Annotated in this window: 16 protein-coding genes and 1 pseudogene; 9 read left to right on the top strand and 8 right to left on the bottom strand. The window is 66.5% G+C overall.

Annotated elements, in window-relative coordinates; genetic code table 11:
* Positions 1–16: 16 nt before the first annotated feature.
* Positions 17–1,156, top strand: a complete 1,140-nt coding sequence (gene mltB / locus ACIQ67_RS05650; protein WP_397533381.1) for a lytic murein transglycosylase B — start codon at positions 17–19, stop codon at positions 1,154–1,156.
* 119 nt (positions 1,157–1,275) lie between these two features.
* On the opposite strand, the gene ACIQ67_RS05645 is transcribed toward mltB, so the two are convergent.
* From ACIQ67_RS05645 to ACIQ67_RS05635, 3 genes and pseudogenes are all read right to left on the bottom strand, one after another.
* Positions 1,276–2,670, bottom strand: a complete 1,395-nt coding sequence (locus ACIQ67_RS05645) for a type II toxin-antitoxin system HipA family toxin (RefSeq protein ID WP_397533380.1) — start codon at positions 2,668–2,670, stop codon at positions 1,276–1,278.
* Positions 2,667–3,086 carry a helix-turn-helix domain-containing protein gene (locus tag ACIQ67_RS05640; protein WP_397533379.1) on the bottom strand — a complete coding sequence of 140 codons (420 nt, stop codon included), beginning with the start codon at positions 3,084–3,086 and terminating at the stop codon, positions 2,667–2,669. The genes ACIQ67_RS05645 and ACIQ67_RS05640 overlap by 4 nt, the downstream gene beginning before the upstream one ends.
* A 524-nt stretch (positions 3,087–3,610) precedes the next feature.
* Positions 3,611–3,925 (bottom strand): annotated as a pseudogene (locus ACIQ67_RS05635) (DUF4131 domain-containing protein); the annotation flags it as partial.
* Between the two features lie 609 nt (positions 3,926–4,534).
* On the opposite strand from ACIQ67_RS05635, the gene ACIQ67_RS05630 reads away from it, so the two are divergent.
* The 4 genes from ACIQ67_RS05630 to ubiM all read left to right on the top strand — a co-directional run bounded on the left by ACIQ67_RS05630 (position 4,535) and on the right by ubiM (position 8,787).
* Positions 4,535–5,023, top strand: coding sequence for a RidA family protein (locus ACIQ67_RS05630; protein WP_397533378.1), 489 nt, complete (start codon positions 4,535–4,537; stop codon positions 5,021–5,023).
* Positions 5,023–5,520, top strand: coding sequence for a disulfide bond formation protein B (locus tag ACIQ67_RS05625; RefSeq protein ID WP_397533377.1), 498 nt, complete (start codon positions 5,023–5,025; stop codon positions 5,518–5,520). Before ACIQ67_RS05630 ends, ACIQ67_RS05625 begins: the two co-directional genes overlap by 1 nt.
* A gap of 347 nt (positions 5,521–5,867) precedes the next feature.
* Complete coding sequence (gene eptB / locus ACIQ67_RS05620; protein WP_397533376.1) at positions 5,868–7,499, top strand: kdo(2)-lipid A phosphoethanolamine 7''-transferase; 1,632 nt, start codon at positions 5,868–5,870, stop codon at positions 7,497–7,499.
* A 106-nt stretch (positions 7,500–7,605) separates the two neighbouring features.
* Positions 7,606–8,787, top strand: coding sequence for a 5-demethoxyubiquinol-8 5-hydroxylase UbiM (gene ubiM, locus ACIQ67_RS05615; protein ID WP_397533375.1), 1,182 nt, complete (start codon positions 7,606–7,608; stop codon positions 8,785–8,787).
* Between the two features lie 23 nt (positions 8,788–8,810).
* Here the strand turns inward: ubiM and ACIQ67_RS05610 are convergent, their stop codons facing one another.
* Positions 8,811–10,631: a gamma-glutamyltransferase family protein gene (locus ACIQ67_RS05610; protein ID WP_397533374.1), complete on the bottom strand. Its 1,821-nt coding sequence runs from the start codon at positions 10,629–10,631 to the stop codon at positions 8,811–8,813.
* A 64-nt stretch (positions 10,632–10,695) separates the two neighbouring features.
* Here ACIQ67_RS05610 and ACIQ67_RS05605 point away from each other — a divergent pair, with 64 nt between their 5' ends.
* Positions 10,696–12,792, top strand: a complete 2,097-nt coding sequence (locus ACIQ67_RS05605; RefSeq protein WP_397533373.1) for a hypothetical protein — start codon at positions 10,696–10,698, stop codon at positions 12,790–12,792.
* A 13-nt stretch (positions 12,793–12,805) separates the two neighbouring features.
* Here the strand turns inward: ACIQ67_RS05605 and ACIQ67_RS05600 are convergent, their stop codons facing one another.
* From ACIQ67_RS05600 to ACIQ67_RS05585, 4 genes are all read right to left on the bottom strand, one after another.
* Positions 12,806–14,203: a DUF1501 domain-containing protein gene (locus tag ACIQ67_RS05600; protein WP_397533372.1), complete on the bottom strand. Its 1,398-nt coding sequence runs from the start codon at positions 14,201–14,203 to the stop codon at positions 12,806–12,808.
* Between the two features lie 8 nt (positions 14,204–14,211).
* On the bottom strand, positions 14,212–16,065 hold the full coding sequence (locus ACIQ67_RS05595; protein WP_397533371.1) for a DUF1800 family protein: 1,854 nt from the start codon (positions 16,063–16,065) through the stop codon (positions 14,212–14,214).
* Positions 16,066–16,260: 195 nt separating this feature from the next.
* Positions 16,261–16,899 carry a 3-oxoacid CoA-transferase subunit B gene (locus ACIQ67_RS05590; protein ID WP_397533370.1) on the bottom strand — a complete coding sequence of 213 codons (639 nt, stop codon included), beginning with the start codon at positions 16,897–16,899 and terminating at the stop codon, positions 16,261–16,263.
* An 11-nt stretch (positions 16,900–16,910) separates the two neighbouring features.
* Positions 16,911–17,615 carry a CoA transferase subunit A gene (locus ACIQ67_RS05585; protein WP_397533369.1) on the bottom strand — a complete coding sequence of 235 codons (705 nt, stop codon included), beginning with the start codon at positions 17,613–17,615 and terminating at the stop codon, positions 16,911–16,913.
* A gap of 108 nt (positions 17,616–17,723) precedes the next feature.
* On the opposite strand from ACIQ67_RS05585, the gene ACIQ67_RS05580 reads away from it, so the two are divergent.
* Genes ACIQ67_RS05580 through ACIQ67_RS05570 form a run of 3 tightly spaced genes read left to right on the top strand, consistent with a single transcriptional unit; the run spans position 17,724 to position 20,523 of the window.
* Positions 17,724–18,956, top strand: a complete 1,233-nt coding sequence (locus tag ACIQ67_RS05580; protein ID WP_397533368.1) for a hypothetical protein — start codon at positions 17,724–17,726, stop codon at positions 18,954–18,956.
* 14 nt (positions 18,957–18,970) lie between these two features.
* Positions 18,971–20,095 (top strand): substrate-binding periplasmic protein, encoded by a 1,125-nt coding sequence (locus ACIQ67_RS05575; protein WP_397533367.1) that lies wholly within the window; start codon positions 18,971–18,973, stop codon positions 20,093–20,095.
* 8 nt (positions 20,096–20,103) lie between these two features.
* Positions 20,104–20,523, top strand: a complete 420-nt coding sequence (locus ACIQ67_RS05570) for a PaaI family thioesterase (protein WP_397533366.1) — start codon at positions 20,104–20,106, stop codon at positions 20,521–20,523.
* The last annotated feature ends 2 nt before the right edge of the window (positions 20,524–20,525 follow it).

Here is a 20,525-nt window from a genome sequence, read left to right as displayed (position 1 = left end):
GTTGATCGAGTAGCCGATGTCCCTCCGATTCCTGCCCCTGCTGTGCGCCGCGCTGGCGCTGACCCTGGCCGCGCCACCGAGCGAAGCCAACGCCCCGAACAAGGACCCCAAGCCCAGCACCACCAAGGCCAAGCGCGAACCCAAGCGCGAAACCAAACGCGTGGTCAAACGCGAAGCCAAGCGCGAGCTGCCGAGCCAGCCGCTGGGTGACCGCGAGGCGCTGCGCCGCTTCAGCGCCGAGTTGGCCGCCAGCGATGGCTTCGATGAAGAGACGCTGCGCCAAATGCTGGCCAAGGCCCGCGTCATCCCTTTGGTGCAGCGCCTGATGATGCCGCCGCCGGCCGGCACCGCCAAGGATTGGGCCGCCTACCGCGCCCGCTTCATCGAACCGCGCCGCCTGCAGGCGGGCCTGGCCTTCTGGGACAGCCACGCCGAGGCGCTGGCGCGCGCCGAACAGCGCTTCGGCGTGCCAGCCGAGCTGGTGGCCGGGCTGATCGGTGTCGAGACCTTTTACGGCCAGATCACTGGCAACTTCCGCGTCATCGATGCGCTGGCCACGCTGACCTTCGAGTTCCCCAAGGGGCGCCGGGACCGCAGCGAGTTCTTCCGTGGCGAACTGGCCGAGTTCCTGAAACTGACGCGCCGCGAGGGGCTGGACCCCTTCAGCCTGAAAGGCTCATATGCCGGCGCGATGGGCTGGCCGCAGTTCATGCCGGGCAGCTGGAACCGCCATGCGATCGACTTCGACGGCGACGGCCGGGTGGACCTGATCAACAGCCCGGTGGACGCGATCGGCTCGGTGGCCCACTACCTCGCCCAGCATGGCTGGCAGCCCGGCATGCCAACGCACTACACGGTGGCAGCGCCGGTCGACACCGCCGACCGCGCGCGCCTGCTGGCGCCCGACATCCTGCCCAGCTTCAGCGCAGCGCAGTTCGCCGAAGCCGGCGCCGAGCTTTCAGAAGGCGGCCGTGAACACCCCGGGCCGCTGGCCCTGGTGGAGCTGCAGAACGGCAGCGCCGCGCCCAGCTATGTGGCCGGCACCAGCAACTTCTACGCGCTGACGCGCTACAACTGGTCGTCCTACTACGCGATGGCGGTGATCGAGCTGGGCCGTGAGCTGCGGCGTTATCGCATCGCGGCCAAGCCGTCCTGAAGCGCAGGCGCTGCTGCACTGGCGCCGGGCTATCTGCATCACTGTCTCCAGGACCGTCGTCGGGGCAGCCCCCTCCCTCACCGGCGCTCAGCGGGCGCACGAGGATTGCCACTCTCCGTTCAAAATGACTTGTGCCTTTCTGCGCGATGCTGAAGGGATTGAATCATCGTGTGACTGCGGAAATGCTCGAGTAGCCTCGCTTTCTGCGCAGCTGTGATGGCGGATTCTTCAATCATCTGTGGCCACGACTTGAACGCCTTCTTCACGGTCTCACGAACTGCAGCTGTTGCTGGTGCCTCAATGATGTTCAGAGCCTGACACATGGCACGAACAACTGCCGGCGACAGCTTCTGCTTCGGACTCGGCAGTCCCTCCTGGGAATGCTCCCTCGACGGATATAGGCTCCTAGGGAGCAGGCGCAGTGCGTGCCCGGTGTTCTTGCTGAATGCCGCATACGCAACGATGTCGTACGCGGGACTCAAGGTCGGCGTCACCCCATCGCGGTAAATGACTCCAATGTTCTTGAGATGCATGTCGGGATTGCCAAGGAGCTCATTCACGACGATTCGACGAAGCAATTCGTGCACAGCTTCCTCCCCCATGCTCGCAAACGAGTGGAGGACAGCCGCGACGTCCAAGTACGTCGTCCGCTCGTCTCCGTTGAGCTCACCGTACTTGTCTTCCGGCATGACGCCCAACACCTGCGCAATGTCCTCGCAATGAACTCGTCCATCAGGTGTCCGGTCAAAGCGCTGCACAGCAAGGAACTGTGTTTGTGAATCCGTTTCTCCCAAGTCGTACCCGTGCTCGATTGCGAGCAGCTCTAGCGGCGCAAGACGCGCCGAACAAGTGTCGACTCCCGCGGCATGCGCTAGCCTGAGTGAAAGCTCCTCCACCTCTGGAAGAAGAGGCTGATTCACAACGGGAAGCTTCGCGATGATGCGCGTGTCTTGGTTCTTGGTTCGCCCAACGTAGCGCCCATCGTGAAAGTTGGCCCCAACCTTTGGTTGGACGCCAGACAAGGAGACGCCCTCGTCGAGAGGCTGTGCAACGACCGACATCTCTAGGGCGTCGCTGTCCTCTGTCACGTAGCGTTGCATCTCCTCATGCGACAGGTCCACTGGGAGCGCATATAGCCCTCCAGGCAAGTCCTTCCCGCAGGCTGCCAGCATCTCAAAGTGGTCCTTCGGGTCACACCCCCGGGTCTCAGCAATGCGGTCCCTGAACACTCCCTCAGGGAGCAAGTTCTGGAAGAACGCTGGAAGCAGCCATCCATTTTTGTTTGAGTAGCTCCCGTTCATGACCGTCGAGCGGACATCTCTCCACAACGTTTCCTGCTCCGCAGGCGTGTTAGCCAAGTACAAAGCTGACAGCGTGGGTTGCGACGCAAGTCCAATGAACGCTTCGTCCGCCACAAATCGCGTCGTGACAGCATCGTCTGATAGCCGGTACTGAAAGAGGACTCCGACTCGAGCACCGATTGGCAGAAAGATTCCCAGCGGCCGAATGATCATTTGGCTTTGCGGGTCGACCAGCTAGTTGGAGTTTGAGCAAGCGGCTCCCGACCAAACGCCGCGGCCATTCGTTGTCGCATGTCCTTGGGAGAGTTGGCTTGCTCCCGAATACTGCCTGGCTCAGCGGCCCTACGTACGCGCTCAAGTGCAGCTTCAACTCGAGACTTCACTATTGGCGCGGCGGTTGGGCCGGCTTCAACAGCTGCAGACACGCCCTTGGGAACAAGGACCAACTCGAATCCCAATCGGTCGGAAAGCGCGAGGAGCGTACTCACCTTGAAGTCCTGCTTCCCACTGAGAACATTCGTCAGAGTTCGCTGGGAAATGCCTGCAAGTGCTTTGAGGTCGGCCTGACGAATGGCTTGGTGCGTCACCGAATCCCGAAGTGCGTCTGAGACATCGCGAATAGTTTTCATGGTAGCAAAGTAGTATTTTCTGTGTAGATACTACTTTAGCTCTACAACGGACGCAACGATAAATGGCATCAACGTGCTAGTTTTATCGTTGGAGCTACTTTATTGCCATATCGAACGAAAGACGCGCGAAGGCTGACGCACTGCCAACTACCCACTTGAATTCAGTTGAGGGAGCGGCTGTATCTGGCTCATTCCCGGGAATGAGCGAATGAACACCACTCCAATCATTGATGCGCAAGCTCTCATCGGGCGCTCTGACCTCGTCGGCGCCAGTGCGGGCAAGAGTGTGGCTCTCCTACTGATCGCCGCTACGGCCGCGCTGCCCAACAGTGAGCGTCCAGTCCGTCAATCTTGAAGACCGTACGGCTAGCCGCGACACCTTGAACCGAGTTCGGCCGACGGGCGAGCATCGCGACCATATGTCGCGCGACGATTTGGTTGAGAGTGATGGTGCTGTCGTCGTCAGCCGCATGTGATCGATCCTTTCGTCGTCGCGCTGCCGTTTGGCGCCAGCTTCTTCGGCGTCAGGCTCTAGGCTGGCACTGGTGGGGCAGCAACTCCTCGATGCGGCTGGCCGCCTGGTCACTCAGGCTCAGGCCAGCCAGCACACTGGCGCTGGAAGCATCGCCAACCTGCTGGTGGATCGCATCGCGCTGCCACCGCCGCGCCCGGCCCTGCCGCCACGCCCCGCTCGCCTCCAGCAGCGTCGTCTGCCGCACCACGCCGGTGGCGAGCAAGCCCTGCTCGAACAGATGCAGTTCATGGTCAAAGCCCTGCGGATTGCCCAGGCCATTGGGCTGGCGCAGTCGCAGCAGCAGGCGCCATCGATCGCCAGCCTGCCAGCGCGGCTGCGCCTGCTCGCTGCCGCCCGCGCAGTACTAGCTCTCGGCAGCAGGCGCTCGGGCACGCCAGCGGGCTGGGCAGCGCCCGGCTGCGGGTCGCTCTCCGGGCCTTCGCGCTTGAACTCGAAACGCCAGCCCGGAAAGCCACCTTGTCCCTGCACCGCCTGCGGCAGCGACGCGACCCGGCCCTCGACCCACAGATCGCGCCCCTCCCCGGCCGGATCCAGCGCCACGGCCAGACGCTGCTCGGCACGCTAGGCGCCTTGGCTGAAGGCCGGCAACGCCAGCGCCACGGCGGGCACAGCGCAGGCAGGCACGGGCGCAACGCCAGGCCGAGCATAGGGCGCCCAGGGCCAGTGACAGCAGACCCAACTGCACGGCGGGCGAAGGCAGTGCGGCGCATTGCCGCAGCAGGACCAACCAGGCCAGACCCAGCGCCGTCCAGTGGTGGGCGCGCTAGGAGTCCTCAGCCATGGCCCTCCCGTGGCTCAAGCGTGAACGACCGTGGTCCCCGACACCCGCGCCGTATCCGCAATCGCCGCCGCGTCACGGTGTAGGATGCCCGCCACTGTGTTTTAACCGTTTTCTTCTTGTCCGAGTAGCCCCATGAGCCAAGCCTCCCATCCGGTCTATCAGCGCCTGCAGTCCCTCGGCATCAGCCTGCCGCCCGTCTCGGTGCCGGCCGCTGCCTACGTGCCCTTCGTCCAGACCGGCAACCTGGTCTTCCTCTCCGGCCACATCGCCAAGAAGCCGGACGGCACGCCCTGGGTCGGCAAGCTGGGGCTGGATACTGACACCGCCACCGGCCAGGCCGCGGCGCGCTCGATCGCGATCGAGCTGATGGGCACGCTGCAGGCAGCCGTGGGCGGTGACCTGGGCCGCGTCAAGCGCATCGTCAAGGTGATGAGCCTGGTCAACAGCACGCCCGAGTTCACCGAGCAGCACCTGGTCACCAACGGCTGCTCCGAGCTGCTGGGCGAAGTCTTCGGCCCGGCCGTCGGCGCCCACGCCCGCAGCGCCTTCGGCGTGGCGCAGATACCGCGCGGCTCCTGCGTGGAGATCGAGCTGATTGCCGAAGTGGACGCAGCGGCCTGATGTTCCTGCCTGCGAACCGCCTGCCGGCGCGCGTGCTGGCCTTCATCTGCCTCGCCTGTCTGTTGTCGGTCGGTGCTGCGTTGCTTGCCCAGCATGGCTTTGGCGTCAAGCCCTGCCCCTGGTGCGTGATGCAACGCGGCGTCTACCTGCTAATCGCCGCGGTGGCCGGTCTCGGCTGGCTGGCGAGCAAACAGCGCCCGCTGCGCAATGCGGCGCTGGGGCTAATCCTGCTGCTGACACTGGCCGGGCTGGTGGCCGCCTACTATCAGCACGAGGTCGCCGCAAAGCTGGATTCCTGCGACATGACCTTTGCCGATCGGCTGCTGGTGGCGCTGAATCTGGAAGAACTCTGGCCCGACGTCTTCATGGTCACTGCCACCTGCGCCGAGGCCGCGGCCTACCGGCTGCTGGGCCTGCCTTACGAGATCTGGAGCGGGCTGCTGTACGCGGCGCTGGCGGTGCTCGCTGTTTCTGCACTGCGAAGCAAGAGCTACTGAAGCAAGCCGGGCGGCCCGCCGCCCGCTCGTGGAGCAGCATGGCGTACCGGCTGTGAGGTGGCACTGACGACGAGCGGGCTGGGCCAAGGCGCACGGGCAAGCTGAGTCGAAGCCGCCCGACAGGCGCCCTCGCAAATTGATGCCGGCGACAAGAAGCTTCGGCTTGCGCCCGCAGCCTTTCTTACCGCGGCTGTCACGAACTTGCCCGCAAGGCTCTTGCGGAGATTCATCGCCCGGTAAGCTTGAGGCCCTCCGATGACAGGCCGCGCCGTCGACGTATGAAACCAGTTCCCCTGACCCCAGCTGCCTATTCGAAGCTGGAGCCCAGCTCGCTGGCTGCAGCCGTCGTGCTGGCGCTCTACTTGGCCTTGTGCCTCAATGCCCCGGAGCTGGTCGAGCGCGGTTTTGCCCTGACTGAAGCCGGTGCCCGTGGCGGGACCTGGGCGACCACGCTCGCGGCCGAAGCCGGTCTGGTTCTGGCCGTCTGCCTGCTCTTGACTGTCACGCTCTCATGCCTGGGACGCGCCGTGCTGCTGGTCAGCGGTGCGGTCCTGACCCTGCTATCCGTCGCGGCCAGTTACTACATGGTGCGGTATGACGTTGTCATCGGCTACGGCATCGTGCAAGCGGTGCTGGCGAGTGATCAAGCTCTCTCGCGCGAAAAACTGGGATACGAACTGGTGGTGTGGCTGCTCCTGCTGGGCGTTGCGCCACTGCTGGCCTGGTGGCGCTTCGCAGTGCGGCACAAGCCCGGCCATCAGAGCTTGGGTCGCTGGCGTTCCTGGCTTCATCGCCTGGTCCTGCTGGGCGCTGCGCTGGGCCTGGCGTTCGCCAGTGATGCCGCTGTCCGGCATCAAGCCGAGCAGCACCACGGCCTGAAGCCAGCCGTGAGCCCATCAGGCCTGGTAGCCCACAGATATGTGCCGACGAACTGGCTCTCCGGTCTGAGCATGACCGCCGCCAATCGCGCCACAGGGGCCATGCGCGAGCATCGATTGAGTGATCCGGCGGAGCACTACACCTACCAGGAGCGCACGCCGCTGGATGAAGTGACGGTGGTGCTGGTCATCGGAGAGACGACGCGGCATGACCACCTCGGACTGCTGGGCTACGAGCGAGACACGACGCCTCGCCTGTCCAAGGAGCCCAGCCTGGTGGCATTCCGGGCCGAATCGTGTGACACATCCACTCGCCTGTCCCTGGCCTGCATGTTCGTGCGGCCTGAAGGCGTTGTCCCCGGCCAAGGCTTTGCGCCGGACCGGATCGATGAGCAGAAGGTCTTCAGCGTATTTCGTGAACTCGGGTTCACCACCGAACTCTTCGCCATGCAGAGCGAGGTCGGCTTCTACCATCGCGTCGGCCCCGATTACTACAAGATGCGCGAGCTCATCGTCGCCGACGCCCAGAGCGGACATACACAGCCACTGGATGGCCTGCTGCTGCCGGAAGTCGAGAACTCTCTTCGCCGTCATCCGGACGGCCGTCACATGATCGTCCTGCATTTGAAAGGCTCCCACTTTCTTTACAGCCAACGACATCCGCGCAGTTTTGCCCGCTGGACTCCAGAGTGCTTGAACCCCAACCAGGCTTGCAGTCGCGAGCAACTCATCAACTCCTACGACAACTCGGTGCTGTACGGCGACTACGTTGTGGCCCAGATGCTGGATCACCTGCGAGACCGCAAGGCTCTCGTCGTCTTCACATCCGACCATGGCGAGTCGATTGGGGACGGTTTGCACTTTCATGGCACGCCGAGGGCGATCGCGCCACCCGAGCAGCGCCGCGTTCCACTCATCTTCTGGGCCTCGGATCCGATGCTGAGCGATCCCGTGCACCGCAGTGCCTTCGACCGCCTACGCGAACGTGCGGCCTCGGGCGACACTGCGAAACACCAGCAGTTGTTCGCTAGCATGCTCGGCTGCCTGTCGGTCGCTTCAAAGGACGGCGGCATCACGCCATCGGACAACCTTTGCCACTGATCCACGAGCGCAGCCCGCTTGCGGCTTGAGCTGGACTGAGCTGCATCAAGCTTCCACGAACACCCGAGTGCTAGCCTGAACGCCCTGTCCCTTGCATGGCGCATCTGTGAGAAAAGTTGAAGCCCTGATCGTCGGCGGCGGCCCTGTCGGCCTGTCCATGGCCTGCGCGCTGGCCGACGCCGGCATCGCCAGCACGGTGCTGGAATCCGCAAGCGAACGCGAGCTGGCCGACCCGGCCGAGGACGGCCGCGAGATCGCACTGACGCACCGTGGCATGGCCATCCTGCAGCAGCTTGGTGCCTGGCAAGACCTGCCTCCGCAGGCCATCTCGCCGTTGTGCCAGGCCCGCGTCTTCAACGGCAGAGCGTCCGACTCGCTGCACTTTGCCGACGCCCGCAGCGACCTCGGCGCGCTGGTGCCCAACCACTGGCTGCGCCACATCGCCTGGCTGGGCGTGCAGCGTCGGCCGCTGGTGCAGCTGCGCTGTGAAGCCCGGGTGGTGGCGCTGAGCCTCGACTCAGCCGCAGCCACGCTGATGCTGGCCGATGGCGCGCGCCTTTCCGCCCCGCTGGTGATCGCCGCCGACAGCCGCTTCTCGGCGCTGCGCCGCCTGGCCGGCATCGGCGCCGAGATGCGCGACTTCGGCCGCAGCGTGCTGCTGGCCCGCATCGAGCATGAGCAGCCGCATCAGGACCAGGCGCTGGAATGTTTCCACCACGGCCACACCATGGCCTGGCTGCCGCTGGGCGGCGTCTCGCCCAAGCTCAGCTCGCTGGTGCTGACCCTGCCCACCGACCAGGCCGAGTTGCAGCGCGGCTGGAGCGAGGGGCAATGGCTGGACTGGGTGCAGCAGCACAGCCAGAACCGCCTGGGTGCGCTCAAGCTGGCCGGGCCGCGCCACCACTACCCGCTGGTGGCCACCTATGCGCACCGCTTCGCCGCGCGGCGCTTCGCGCTGGTCGGCGACGCCGCGGTGGGCATGCACCCAGTCACCGCGCATGGCTACAACTTCGGTCTGTACGGCGTGCAGCGCCTGGCGGCCGAGCTGGCTGGCAGCCGCTACAGCCTGGGCGCCGACGCGCCGCTTCAGCGTTACGCCACGGGCCATCGACGCGACACCTGGCCGATATATCAAGGCACCAATGCGGTGGTGAAGCTGTTCACCGACGAGCGCAGGCCGGCACGTCTGCTGCGCCAAGGCGTGCTGCGCCTGGCGCAAGCGCTACCGCCACTGAAGGCGGCCATCGCCCAGCAGCTGACGGCCAGGCCAGGCGGCCTGCGGGCCTGAGGCGCTGCAGCCGCGCTAAAACCTCAGTCGCCACGCACCACCCCTTCGCGCCGCGGGTCGGCACCGCCGAACCAGCCTGGCGACTTGCGCTCGATCGCCTGCAGGCCGCTGGGCATATGGATCTGCTGCACCACATGGGCACGGGCTTTAAGCGTGTCGACGGTCGCCGCCGGGAACCGCCCTGCCTCCAGCACCGTCGGTCCGTTGAAGCTTCCGAAGTTGGGCAGGTTGACGGCCTGCTGAGCATCCAGCCCCCAGGCCAGCGTGCCCAGCAGCGTCTTGGTGGTGAAGTGGATGATGGCGGGGCCGCCCGGCGAGCCCAGGCTCATCAACAGGCGGCCGTCGCGTGCGTCGAACACCAGGGTCGGGCTCATCGATGAACGCGGACGCTTGCCGGGCTCCAGCCGATTCGCCACCGGCACGCCCTGCGCATCGCGCGGCGCCAGCGCGAAATCGGTCAGTTGGTTGTTCAGCAGATAGCCGCCGGGCAGGCCGCTGCCGCCATCGCTCATCAGGCGCGAGCCAAACACTGCCTCGATGCTCGTGGTCAGCGCCACCGCACGCCCTTGCGCGTCGATCACGCTGATGTGGCTGGTGCCATACTCGGGCTGCTCGGCCTGCGGTGCCCAGGCTTGGCGCAGCGTGCCGGGCTGGCCGGCCTTGGCGCTGCCCATGCTTTGCTCGCCGATCAAGGCGGCGCGGCTGCGCAGATAGCCTGCGTCCAGCAGGCTGTCCCAGCGCCCACCCGGCGCGGCGACAAAGCGCGGGTCGCCGATGTACTGCGCGCGGTCGGCAAAGGCCAGGCGGGCGGACTCGGTGTAGAGGTGCAGCATCTCGGCCGTCGGCACGCCGCCAGCCAGTTGCTGGGTCGGCATACCCTTGGCATCCATCAGGTAGAGCATCTGCATCAGCGTCAGATGGCCGCTGGAAGGCGGCGGAAAGCCACAGATGCGCCAGCGTGCGCGCCATACATGGCACAGCGCCTCGCGTTCCAAGGCCTGATAGCCGCTGAGATCGGCCTGAGTCAGCCGGCCGGGGTTGCCAGCATGGTTCTGCACCCGGCCGACCAGATCAGCGGCGATGGTGCCGGGCTCATGAAGGGCCGCACTGCCACGCTGGGCTATCGCACGCAGCACTGCCGCCAGGGCAGGATTGCGCAGCCGGTGGCCCACCGGCCAGGGCTTGCCTTCGGCATCAAAGAAGTAGGCCAAGGCCTGCTTGTCCTGCTTCAGCGCCGTCTCTGTCGACAGCAAGGTATGCAGACGCGGGCTGACTTCAAAGCCCTGCTCGGCCAACTGGATGGCGGGCTCGAAAAGCTGCGCCCAGGGCAGGCGGCCATGCTGACGCTGGGCCAGCTCCAGCATGCGAACCGCGCCGGGCACGCCCACCGAGCGGCCGCCGACCACCGCCTTGATGAAGGGCATGGGCTTGCCGTCCGGCTGCAGGAACAGGGCCTCGTCCGCGGCGGCCGGCGCGGTCTCGCGGCCATCGAAGGCCTGCACGCGCTGGCCGTCCCAATGCATCAGAAAGGCACCGCCGCCGATGCCGCTGGATTGAGGCTCAACCAAGGTTAGCACCATCTGCACGGCCACTGCGGCATCCACCGCACTGCCTCCCTGGCGCAGGATCTGCGCGCCCGCTTCAGTGGCCAGCGGATTGGCCGCCGCCACCGCCTGACGCTGGAACTGCCAGCCCGGCTTGGCCTGGTAGCCGCTGGCGCCCTCGGGTTGCAGCGGCGCGGCTGATGGGGGCACGGGCGGCGGCGTGCTGCACGCGGTCAGGGTGACAACAAGCGCCAGCAAGCACAGGCGCGGGCGACGGAGTGAGTGATCAGCGAATGACATCGTCCGATGGTAACCAGCCCCTCCGCCATGGGAAACTTCCTGCACCGTCAAGCCGGAGACCCGCGTGAGAGAGCTGCCCCCCCACCAAAGCGCCACGACACATGACCACGAATGCACCAAGCCCCGTGGCCTTGGCGGCCGCGCGACGCGAGGCGTGGCCGCGCTGGGCTTGCTCCTGAGTGCTGTGCTGGCCGGCTGCGGCGGCGGCGGAGGTTCAGGCGCCGAGGCGCCGGTGCCCCCCACCCCGCCCGCGCCGAGCGTGCCACCACTGAGCCAGAGTTGCGAGAGCGGCTCGGTGGCAAGGCTGGCCTTCGACAGCGAGCCGCTGACCGGCCGCGCCAGCGAGATCAGCCTGCTGGCCTGCGGCAGCGGCCGCCTGGTGAATCCGCGCTGGGCCCAGCTGTCCGGCCCCACCCTGGCGCTGAGCTCGGCCCGCTCGCCGGCCTTGAGCATCGAGCCGCCAAGCGCCGGCGCCTATCGCTTGTCGGTCAGCTTCTCCGATGCCAATGGCCGCCCCTTCAGCGGCGAACTGAGCCTCAACGCCAAGGCAGAGGACAGCAGTGCCGGCATGACGGTGCGCGGCGAGCCTTCGGTGTGGAGCGGCGGCAGCCTGTCCTTGCGCGCCTGGCCGCGCGGCCTCAGCGAAGCTCAGCTCAGCGGCGCGCGCTATCAGTGGAGCGTGCTCAGCGGCCCGACGCCGAGCTTGGACAAGATCGATGACAGTCTGCTGATATTCAAGGCGCCCAGCGTCAGCGGCGACAGCTTGCTGAGCTTGCGCGCCCAACTGACGCTGGCCGATGGTCGCAGCTTCAGCGATGAGTTCCGCCTGCTGGTGCAGACACCACCCAATGCTGCCGCCAGCCCGCTGTTCGGCGCCGACAGCCCGAGCAGCCGCGTCTACCCCTATGTTGACACCAGCCCGCATGCCGCGGCGCTGTCCGACTGCATCTACCACCCGGGCCTGAGCGGCGGTTCGCCCAACAATCTCTGCACCCTGGGACGCCTGCCGCTGCTGGGGCAGTCCACCGGCGGCGCTGCGCCCAGCGTCGAGCAGGTGATGCAGCGGGTACTGGTGTCCAACGACTGGATGGGCGAGGTGTTCGAGCGCTTCCTGCGCGAGCAGGATCCGAACGGCGACTTCCGCCGTATGCTGAACGCCACCACCGCCGTGGTGATCGGCTCGCGCGTGCGGCCGGCCTTCTACTGGAGCGCCACCGGCGCAATCTATCTGGACGCATCGTTTCTGTGGCTGACCCCGGCCCAGCGCGACACGCTCAGCGAATCGCCCGATCCGCGCAGCGCCTACGGCAAGACCCTCTCCTACAGCTCGCCCTGGCGCTATGTGCTGAACAACAGCCATGCGGTCAAGGCCTATCCGGTGAGGGAGCGCGGCAGCCGCGACATTAGCGAGCTGCGCTTCGAGCTGGGGCGTCTGCTCTATCACGAGCTGGCGCATGCGGCCGATTTCCTGCCGCCGCGCGTGCATGCCTCGCTGCCCTCTAATCTGCGCGTCTATGAAGCGGTGCCGGCCAGCACTGCTTCGCAACAGCTTCAGCAACAGCTGCCCTTCTTCTCGCAGGAGATGGTGGCGCTTGGCCGCGTGCTGTTCTTCGGCGAGACCGCAACAGCGGTGCAGAACGCCTACACGCCGGACGACATCACACGCTTCTTCAGCCTCGACCGCGTCACCGACGACTACAGCTACTCGCTGCCTGCCAGCCAGAGCGTGCCGCGTGAAGATGCCGCGATGCTGCTGGAAGAAGCGCTGATGCAGCTTCGCTACGGTGTGTTGCGCGACTACGCGATCACGCCGCGTCAGCCGGAGGGCTCGCCCAGCGCTGATTTGATCGTCACCTGGGGCCAGCGCGGGCGCATCGGAGATGCCGCGGTGAAGCCGCGCGTGGCTCTGGTGCTGGCCGACCTGATGCCCTGGCTGGCGGCAGATTCGGCCTCAAAGCTGGCCGCGCCGATCCAGCTGCGGCGCGGCCTCAGCTGGGGTCAGAACCTTGATCAGGCCGCGCTTGCCGCCGGCCAGGCCCGGCCGATGACTGTGCGCGAACGCCTCAATGAAGAAGCGCTGCAGCAGGACCAGTTCGGCCGCCAGGAGCAGGCCCGGCGCGCCAAGGCCGCGCGTCAGTTCGACGGGCTGCTGGCGCGTTGACGGCCGCAGCGCCTCAAGCGAACAAGCCGAGGTCGCGCTGGGTGTAATTGCTGATTTGCGGCAGCACCCGCGGCAGATCGCTGGCGCTAACGCCCATCCAGGTGGCCAGCGACGCGGCCAGCTGGTCCACAGCCGTGGTGGGCAAGAGCCGGCCCTGCCCCACATCGTCCGGGCCGTTGACGCTCACCGCGGGCAACTTGCCGAAGATGCTTCGTGCTTTCAGCGCGCCGCCCATCAGCAGATGGTGGCTGCCCCAGCCGTGGTCGGAGCCGTCGCCGTTGCTGGTCAGCGTGCGGCCGAAATCCGAGGCGGTGAAGGCTGTGACGTTGTTGATCACGCCCAGCTCGACCAGCGCGTCGTGGAAGGCACCCATCGCCTCGCTGACGTTGGTCAGCAAGCCCGGATGCTGCTGTGGCAGGAAGTCGTGCAGATCGAAACCGCCGAGAGATACGAAGAAGACCTGGCGCTTGGCGCCCAGGCTGCTGCGCGAGCCGATCAGCCGCGCCACCATCTGCAACTGGGTGGCCAGGCTGTTGTTGGCCGGAAAGGCCGTGGCCAGCGCCGGCAGGCTGGCCAGCGCGGAGCTGACCGAGGCCTGCGCATTGACTGAGCGGCTCACCACGCGGTTCAGCTCCTGCTCCATCCAGTGGCTGCGGCTGTCGGTGATCAGCGTGCGCAACGCATTGGCGCAAGCCTGCGAGCCGAAAAGCGGCCGCGTCACGCCGTTGATGGCCACCGCGCCGCTGGTGGAGATCTGGTACTGCACCGCCTGCTGGCCGGACATGAAGACCGCATTGCCCGAGACATTGATGCAGGTGAAGGTGCTGGTAGCGTTGGAGTTCAAGAACAGATCCCCCATGCGCCCGCCCCAGCCGGTGGTGGCGCCCTCAGGGTTGGAGGCCTGCCAGACACTCTGCTGGTCGTTGTGCGAGAACAGCTTGGGCGGCAGCGGCACGCTCTGCGCCCTGTACTGCGCCAGCGTGGTGGGTTGCACCAGCGGGCCGACATTGAGCAGCACGCCCAGCCGGCCGGCATCGAACACACCTTTGAGCCGGCTCATCTGCGGCGCCAGGGCCATCTGCCGGCCGTCGGCCAGCGCGGTGGCCGGCGACAGCAAGGTAGCAGCCAGATCAGCACGCGGCGTGGCAATGGTCTGGCGGATCTGCGCGTAGCTGTTGTAGGACGCCTGGTCATAAGGCACCAGGGTGTTGCCGTAGTCGTTGCCGCCGTAGAGGAAGACGCAGACCAGGGCCTTGTAGTCGCTGGGCGCGGTCTGCGCCGCGGCTTCACCGATGGCGGCCAGGTTCAAGGCCCAGGGTGTGGCGGTGCCGGCGATGCCCAAGGCGGCACCGCGGCGCAGGAACTCACGGCGCTGCAGCGCGGCCAGTCCGATTCTTGGCTTGCTCGTCATGGTGCGCCTCATTTCTGGATCAGGTATTCAGGACAGGCCAGGATCATCAACAGCGTCGCGTAGATGCGGTTGAGCCGTCCGGTGTCGTTGGTGGCGGCAATGCTGGTGACCGCGGTGGCAATGGTGCTTCGCGTCGCGGCGCTCAGACCATCACCCGCCAGCAGCAGCGACCAGCGCGCCACCAGGGCCGGCACGTCATTGGCCGCCGCCAGTTCGGCGCTGTAGCTGGGCTTGAGCTCGCCGACGCCGTTGACGATCACGCTCTGCATGTAGTTCAAGTAGCCGGCCACCGTGCTCTCGTTGCAGAGCTGGAACTCAGGCGCGGTGATGCCGTTGTTGCCCAGCACCGAGTTCGGCGGCACATAGCCGGGGCGGAAGAAATTGAACACCGACGGGGCGCGCAAGGGGCTCTGTCCCAGACGGGTGGAGGGGTCTGAGAGATTGCCCACATCCCATTTGTCGGTCGGCGAGTTCAGGCCGACACTGCGCGCCCACTGAAGGAAGCGTTGCACCGGCTCGCGCAACTTGCCGCCCGAGGGTGCCGTAGACACGGTGCGCGCCTCGCTGTCCAGCAGGATGGCGCGAACCACCGCCTTCAGATCGCCGCGCTGGCCGGCGCCGTTGTTGTTGAACACGCTGGCGACACGCTGCACATAGGCCGCGCTGGGGTTGGAGCAGACCAGGCGCTGGATCAGCTGACGGCCGATGAAAGGGCCGACATTGGGGTGGTTGGCCAGAGTATCCAGCGCAGTCTTGAGCGCTGCCGGGCCATCGGCGGTGGCCGGAATGTCCGCTGTCAGCACCTTCTTGGCGCCAGTCGAGAAGCGGCTGGCCACATGCACCATCGGCCGGCGTGCGTAGCCGGGGTCATCCGGCAAGGCGTTGTCGAATTCCCAACCGGTCAGCACCCGTGCCAGCTCGGTGATCTGCGTCTGGGTGTAGGTGTCCTGTGGCTTGCCATTGGCACCCAGCTTGGGTGTGCCGTCCAGGTTCAGCTCCACCAGGCCGATGGTGAACAGCTGCATCACCTCGCGCGCATAGTTCTCATCAGGGACGCGACCAGTGCTGGGCTCTTCCTTGCGATTGCCACGCATGTTCAGGTACACGCCCATCGCGGGCGACAGCGAGACCGCTTCGAGCAGCTGGCGATAGCTGCCGAAGGCATGCTGCTCCAGCCAGTCCACATAGGACGCGGTCAGAAATCCGCGCCAGTTGACCGGCAGCCCGGCCATCGAGACCACGAAGATTTCGGACAACGCCAAAGTGACCCGCTGCCGCAGCACATCGGGCGCACCGATCAGCTTGCGCCACAGCGTGTTGTCCGTGCCGTTGAAGCCATCGCGATTGGCCTCGACCGCATAGCCCTTGGCCACCATCCAGTCGTAATGCGACTGGGTGCGAGGCATCGCGAACTGTTCGTCAAGCCAGGCCGACAAGCCCTTGGACTTGAGCGCCGTGATCTCGCTGCTGGTCGCCGCAAAACCGGCTTGCGCCAGGAAACGAGCAGCCTCTGCATCGGTGACTGACGCAGGCGGCGGTGCTGGCGCCGGTGTCGGCGCTGGCGCTGGCGCTGGCGCTGGTGCTGGTGATGGTGCTGGTGCTGGTGCTGGTGCTGGTGCTGGCGCAGGTGCAGGTGCGGGGGCCGGCGCTGGAGCATCACCGCCGCCGCCACCGCCGCCACAGGCCGCCAGCAAAGCGGCCGAGGCTGAGGCCAGCAGCGCTGCGCCACCCAGCGGCCCGGCCGTGTGCTCAGCCGGCTGGTCTGCCGATGAGGTCCGCAAGCCCCCCCCGGCCTCAGGTGGTGGGGCAGCAGGGTCGAGCAGGACGTCGACGGCTGGCCTGTCTTGAAGGCTGTGTTTCACGGCGGGACCTCAGGGCTTGTGGGACAGCAATGGCCGCAATGTAGCCATGCTTTGCGTCAGTTTCACCCAAAGCGTGCACGCCGTTACGTCTGATGCCAATCACTACACAGGAACGCCACATCAGCGTTTTCGAGTGCGTAAGAAAAAAAGGCTGACGTCGCCGTCAGCCTTTCTTGACCCGAGTCCGAGTGCGTGTCAGAGCAAGGGCACGCCCGTCTTGCTCTGGATGAACTCGCGCGTCACGCCGTCGGCCAGCTCGACGAGCTTCAGGCCCTCAGGCGTCACGTCCATCACGCCCAGGTCGGTGATGATGCGGTCGACCACGCCCTGCCCGGTCAGCGGCAAGGTGCACTCGGCCAGGATCTTCAGGTCCTCGGTGCCGTCCTTCTTCTTGGCCACGTGCTCCATCAGGATGATCACGCGCTTGACGCCGGCCACCAAGTCCATGGCGCCGCCCATGCCCTTGACCATCTTGCCGGGGATCATCCAGTTGGCCAGGTCGCCCTTGGCCGTGACCTGCATGGCGCCCAAGATCGAGAGATTGATCTTGCCGCCGCGGATCATCGCGAAGCTGTCGTGGCTGCCGAAGATCGACGAGCCCTTGATGGTGGTGACGGTCTGCTTGCCAGCATTGATCAGGTCGGCGTCCACCTCGTCCTCATAGGGGAAGGGGCCGATGCCCAGCATGCCGTTCTCGCTCTGCAGCCAGACCTCGATATGGTCGGGCACGAAGTTGGCTACCAGCGTCGGGATGCCGATGCCGAGGTTCACGTAGAAGCCGTCCTGCAGCTCCTGGGCCGCGCGTGCGGCCATCTGGTCTTGGGTCCAGGCCATGGTTGTTCTCCTCAGACTTTGCGGGCGCGGGTGGTGCGCTTCTCGATGCGCTTCTCGGGCGTCGGGTTGTGCACGATGCGGTGCACATAGATGCCCGGCAGGTGCACATCGTCCGGCGCGATCTCGCCGGTGGCGACGATGCGCTCGACCTCGACGATGCAAAGCTTGCCGGCCATCGCGGCGGCCGGGTTGAAGTTGCGCGCAGTGAGGTTGAAGCGCAGATTGCCCGAGCGGTCGGCAACGTCAGCCTTGACCAGCGCGATGTCGGGCTGCAGCGCGCGTTCCATCACATAGGTCTCACCGTCGAACTCGCGCAGCTCCTTGCCCTCGGCCACGATGGTGCCCACGCCGGTCTTGGTGAAGAAGGCCGGGATGCCGGCGCCGCCGGCGCGCAGCTTCTCAGCCAGCGTGCCCTGCGGGGTGAATTCCAGCTCGAGCTCGCCGGCCAGGTACTGACGCTCGAACTCCTTGTTCTCGCCCACATAGCTGGAGATCATCTTCTTGATCTGGCGCGTCTCCAGCAACTGGCCCAGGCCGAAGCCGTCGACGCCGGCGTTGTTCGAGATGACGGTCAGATCCTTCACGCCGCTGTCGCGCAGCGCGGCGATCAGGGCCTCCGGGATGCCGCACAGGCCGAAGCCGCCGACCGCCATCAGCTGGCCGTCCTTGACCACATCCTTCAGCGCCTCGGCAGCGCTGGCAAATACCTTGTTCATCAGTGTCTCCGTCAGTCCATCGGACAGGTGACAGCGTACCTTTGCGGCCTACGTAAAGCGTTACGTAGAATCGCCTAAGCACATTGGGTTTTGCCCAGGGAGCGGTGCATGAAAGCGTTGCAAGGCTTCTTCCTTGGGCTGCTGTGCCTCGCAGCCACGCCGATAGCGATGGCCGACGGATTGCAGATCGGCGGCTTCGGCAGCCTCTCCACCTACCGCGGCGACGAAGCCCTGGTGGCGGTGCGGCCGGGTGAGCGCGTCAAGAACAGTTCGCGCGATGGTGAGTGGCGCTGGGATGGCGACTCGGTGCTGGGCCTGCAGGTGCGCTGGGAAGCGCATGAGCAGATCGAGCTGGTCTGGCAGGTACAGACGCGAGACGACCTCGTCAGCCGCTACCGCCCCCGCAACGAATGGGCCTATGCCGCCTGGCGGCCCACAGCCGACTGGACGCTGCGCCTGGGGCGCCAGCCGCTGCCGGTGTACTTGCACTCGGAGACCACGCGCGTCGGGTATGCCCATACCGCGGTGCGGCCGATGTCGGCGGTCTACGGCCTCAACGGCAGCGAACCGATCGACGGCGTCAATGCCAGCTGGACCCGCGACGCACTGGGCGGCAACCTCAGCCTGGATCTGGGCAGCGGAAAGGCCAGCGTCACGCTGCCCCGTGGCAAGGTCGACACCCGCAGCGCCAGCACCGGCGCCCTGCGCTGGCAACGCGAGGGCCTGTCGCTGCGCGTCGGCCTGGCTGCATTCCGCTTCAATCTGCTGGATGCAGCTCTCGATGCGCAGCTTGCCGCCTTGAGTCAGGCGGGCAGCCCCTGCAGCAACTGCGCCAGCGTGCTGCCGCAACGGGCCAGCACCCGCAATGTGGAGGGCGGCTTGCTGAACCTGGGGCTGATCTGGGAACGCGGCGACTGGACGCTGATGGCCGAGGCAATGCGCCGCAGCGGCAACTCCGTCTTCCTGCCCAAGACCACGGCCTGGTATGCCCAGCTCTCCCACCGCCTGGGGGCTTTCACACCCTATGCAGCCATCGGTGCATCGCGCTTTGACGAGCCGACCCTGGGCTTGCAGGCCGTGCCGGGGACGCCCACGTCGGTCGCCGCTGGCCTGGCGCAGCTGGACCGGTCGCTGCAGCGACCCTTCGGTCGCCACATTCTCCTCGCTGGCCTGCGCTGGGACCTGCATGATCAGGCTGCGCTGAAGCTGCAGATCGAGCGCTGGAAGGCCAGCCAGGACAGCAGCACACCGCGCAACGGCGAGATCGTGCTGCTGGCCGGCACGCCCGAATGGAACGGACGCGCCAGCCTGCTGACGCTGAGCCTGGACTTCGTCTTCTGACCGGAGGCATGGCGATGAAGAAATACCTCCTCCCGCGCTTCCCAGTCGCTGCAGTGCTGGGCTTGGCGCTGCTGCTGCCGATCAGCCCTGCGATGGCTGCTGGCGAGACTGGTGGCGCGCTGCGGGTCGCGGTGTCGCGCTCACTGGCGCCGCCCTTTGTGCTGTGGCGGGACAACCAGCCGGTCGGCGGCATCGATGTGGACATCGCCCGCGCGGTCGCGACGCAGCTCAAGACCACGGTCGAGTTCCTCGTGCTGCCGCGCCTGCGCGTCGAGGCCGCGCTGTCCAGCGGTGAGGCGGACATGGCCTGCAACCTCAGCCCACTGAGCACCCCGCGCCAAGAGGCGCTGCCACTCGGCCCGGCGCTGTTCGATGTGCAGGAGATGCTGGCCGGACATGAAAGCGCCAGCACCGCCGACAGCCTGGAGCAGCTACCTGCCGGCACCGTGGTAGGCACGCTGCAAGGCCAAGCCTATACAACGCTGGAGACGATGTTCAGCAGCGGCAAGCTCAAGCGCGACGATGCGCTGGACGACGAGCGCATGCTGCGCAAGCTGGTGCTGAACCGGCATCCCTATGGCATCAGCAACCGGCAGTCGCTGGGATGGTTCGCCGCCGAGGATGGCGGCGACAAGATCGCCTCCTGGCGCCTGCCGGTTGGCAGCCGGCCCTACCGCTGCACCCTGTCGCCACGCGGCCGCGTCGAAGCCCGACAACTCGTGGCGGCGCTGGAACAGTTGCAGGCCAGCGGCCGCGTCGATCAGATCGTGGCCTCGCTCACAGCGCCGCCGCTGGCCGTGGTGGTATCCAACCGCAGCACGCTGCGGCAGGTTTCTCGCAGTGCGCTGACCGAGTTGTTCCTGGGCCAGCGCAGCCGCCTGGCCGATGGCTCAGCACCAGAGCCGGTGATGGCCGGCGGGCAGGAACGCAACCAATTCATGGCGGCCGTGCTGAAGCGCGATGCCGCACAGTTCCGCGCCGCCTGGGCGGCCCAGCAGTTCGGCGGCCGGCGCCGCCCGCCCACCGAGCTGGCCAGCGCCGAAGCGGTGAAGAGCCACCTGCAGCGTCATGTCGAGGCCATCGGCTTTCTGCCCCTGTCCCTGGTCGACAGCTCGCTGCGCATCGTCTACCTGTCCTGAGCCCCACCATGACCCAAGCCCTGATGTCACCGGCCGCCCTGCAGGCCAAGATTCCGGAAATCTTTGCGCCCTGGATCATCGCGATGGAATTGCGCGTGATCGAGGTGCTGCCGGGCGAGGTGCTGCTCAGCATGCCGGTCAAGCCCGACTATGTGCATGTCGGCGGCGTGATGTGCGGCCAGGCCGCGATGGCCGCGGCTGACACCGCGATGGTGCTGGCGCTGACGGCCGAGCTGGGCGAGTTCAAACCCATGACAACGGTGCAGCTGCAGACCAGTTTCCTGCGGCCCGTCAGCAGCGATCAGGTGCTGGTGCGCGCCAAGGTCTTGCGACGCGGCAAGAGCCTGGCCTTCGGCAGCATCGACATCAGCAGCCCGGACGGCAAGCTGGCCGTGCAGGCCACCACCACCTACGCCCTGCTCGCGTGAAC

The sequence above is a fragment of the Roseateles sp. genome, from assembly GCF_044373315.1.
In the GTDB taxonomy this organism is placed as follows: domain Bacteria; phylum Pseudomonadota; class Gammaproteobacteria; order Burkholderiales; family Burkholderiaceae_C; genus JACDQM01.
This window is presented reverse-complemented; position numbering and strand designations above follow the sequence as displayed.

What these genes read in the sequence shown, in the direction of transcription:
- mltB (WP_397533381.1), top strand. Translation starts at nt 17, where the DNA reads ATGTCCCTCCGATTCCTGCCCCTGCTGTGCGCCGCGCTGGCGCTGACC.
- ACIQ67_RS05645 (WP_397533380.1), bottom strand. Translation starts at nt 2,670, where the DNA reads ATGATCATTCGGCCGCTGGGAATCTTTCTGCCAATCGGTGCTCGAGTC.
- ACIQ67_RS05640 (WP_397533379.1), bottom strand. Translation starts at nt 3,086, where the DNA reads ATGAAAACTATTCGCGATGTCTCAGACGCACTTCGGGATTCGGTGACG.
- ACIQ67_RS05630 (WP_397533378.1), top strand. Translation starts at nt 4,535, where the DNA reads ATGAGCCAAGCCTCCCATCCGGTCTATCAGCGCCTGCAGTCCCTCGGC.
- ACIQ67_RS05625 (WP_397533377.1), top strand. Translation starts at nt 5,023, where the DNA reads ATGTTCCTGCCTGCGAACCGCCTGCCGGCGCGCGTGCTGGCCTTCATC.
- ACIQ67_RS05610 (WP_397533374.1), bottom strand. Translation starts at nt 10,631, where the DNA reads ATGTCATTCGCTGATCACTCACTCCGTCGCCCGCGCCTGTGCTTGCTG.
- ACIQ67_RS05600 (WP_397533372.1), bottom strand. Translation starts at nt 14,203, where the DNA reads ATGACGAGCAAGCCAAGAATCGGACTGGCCGCGCTGCAGCGCCGTGAG.
- ACIQ67_RS05590 (WP_397533370.1), bottom strand. Translation starts at nt 16,899, where the DNA reads ATGGCCTGGACCCAAGACCAGATGGCCGCACGCGCGGCCCAGGAGCTG.
- ACIQ67_RS05585 (WP_397533369.1), bottom strand. Translation starts at nt 17,615, where the DNA reads ATGAACAAGGTATTTGCCAGCGCTGCCGAGGCGCTGAAGGATGTGGTC.
- ACIQ67_RS05580 (WP_397533368.1), top strand. Translation starts at nt 17,724, where the DNA reads ATGAAAGCGTTGCAAGGCTTCTTCCTTGGGCTGCTGTGCCTCGCAGCC.
- ACIQ67_RS05575 (WP_397533367.1), top strand. Translation starts at nt 18,971, where the DNA reads ATGAAGAAATACCTCCTCCCGCGCTTCCCAGTCGCTGCAGTGCTGGGC.
- ACIQ67_RS05570 (WP_397533366.1), top strand. Translation starts at nt 20,104, where the DNA reads ATGACCCAAGCCCTGATGTCACCGGCCGCCCTGCAGGCCAAGATTCCG.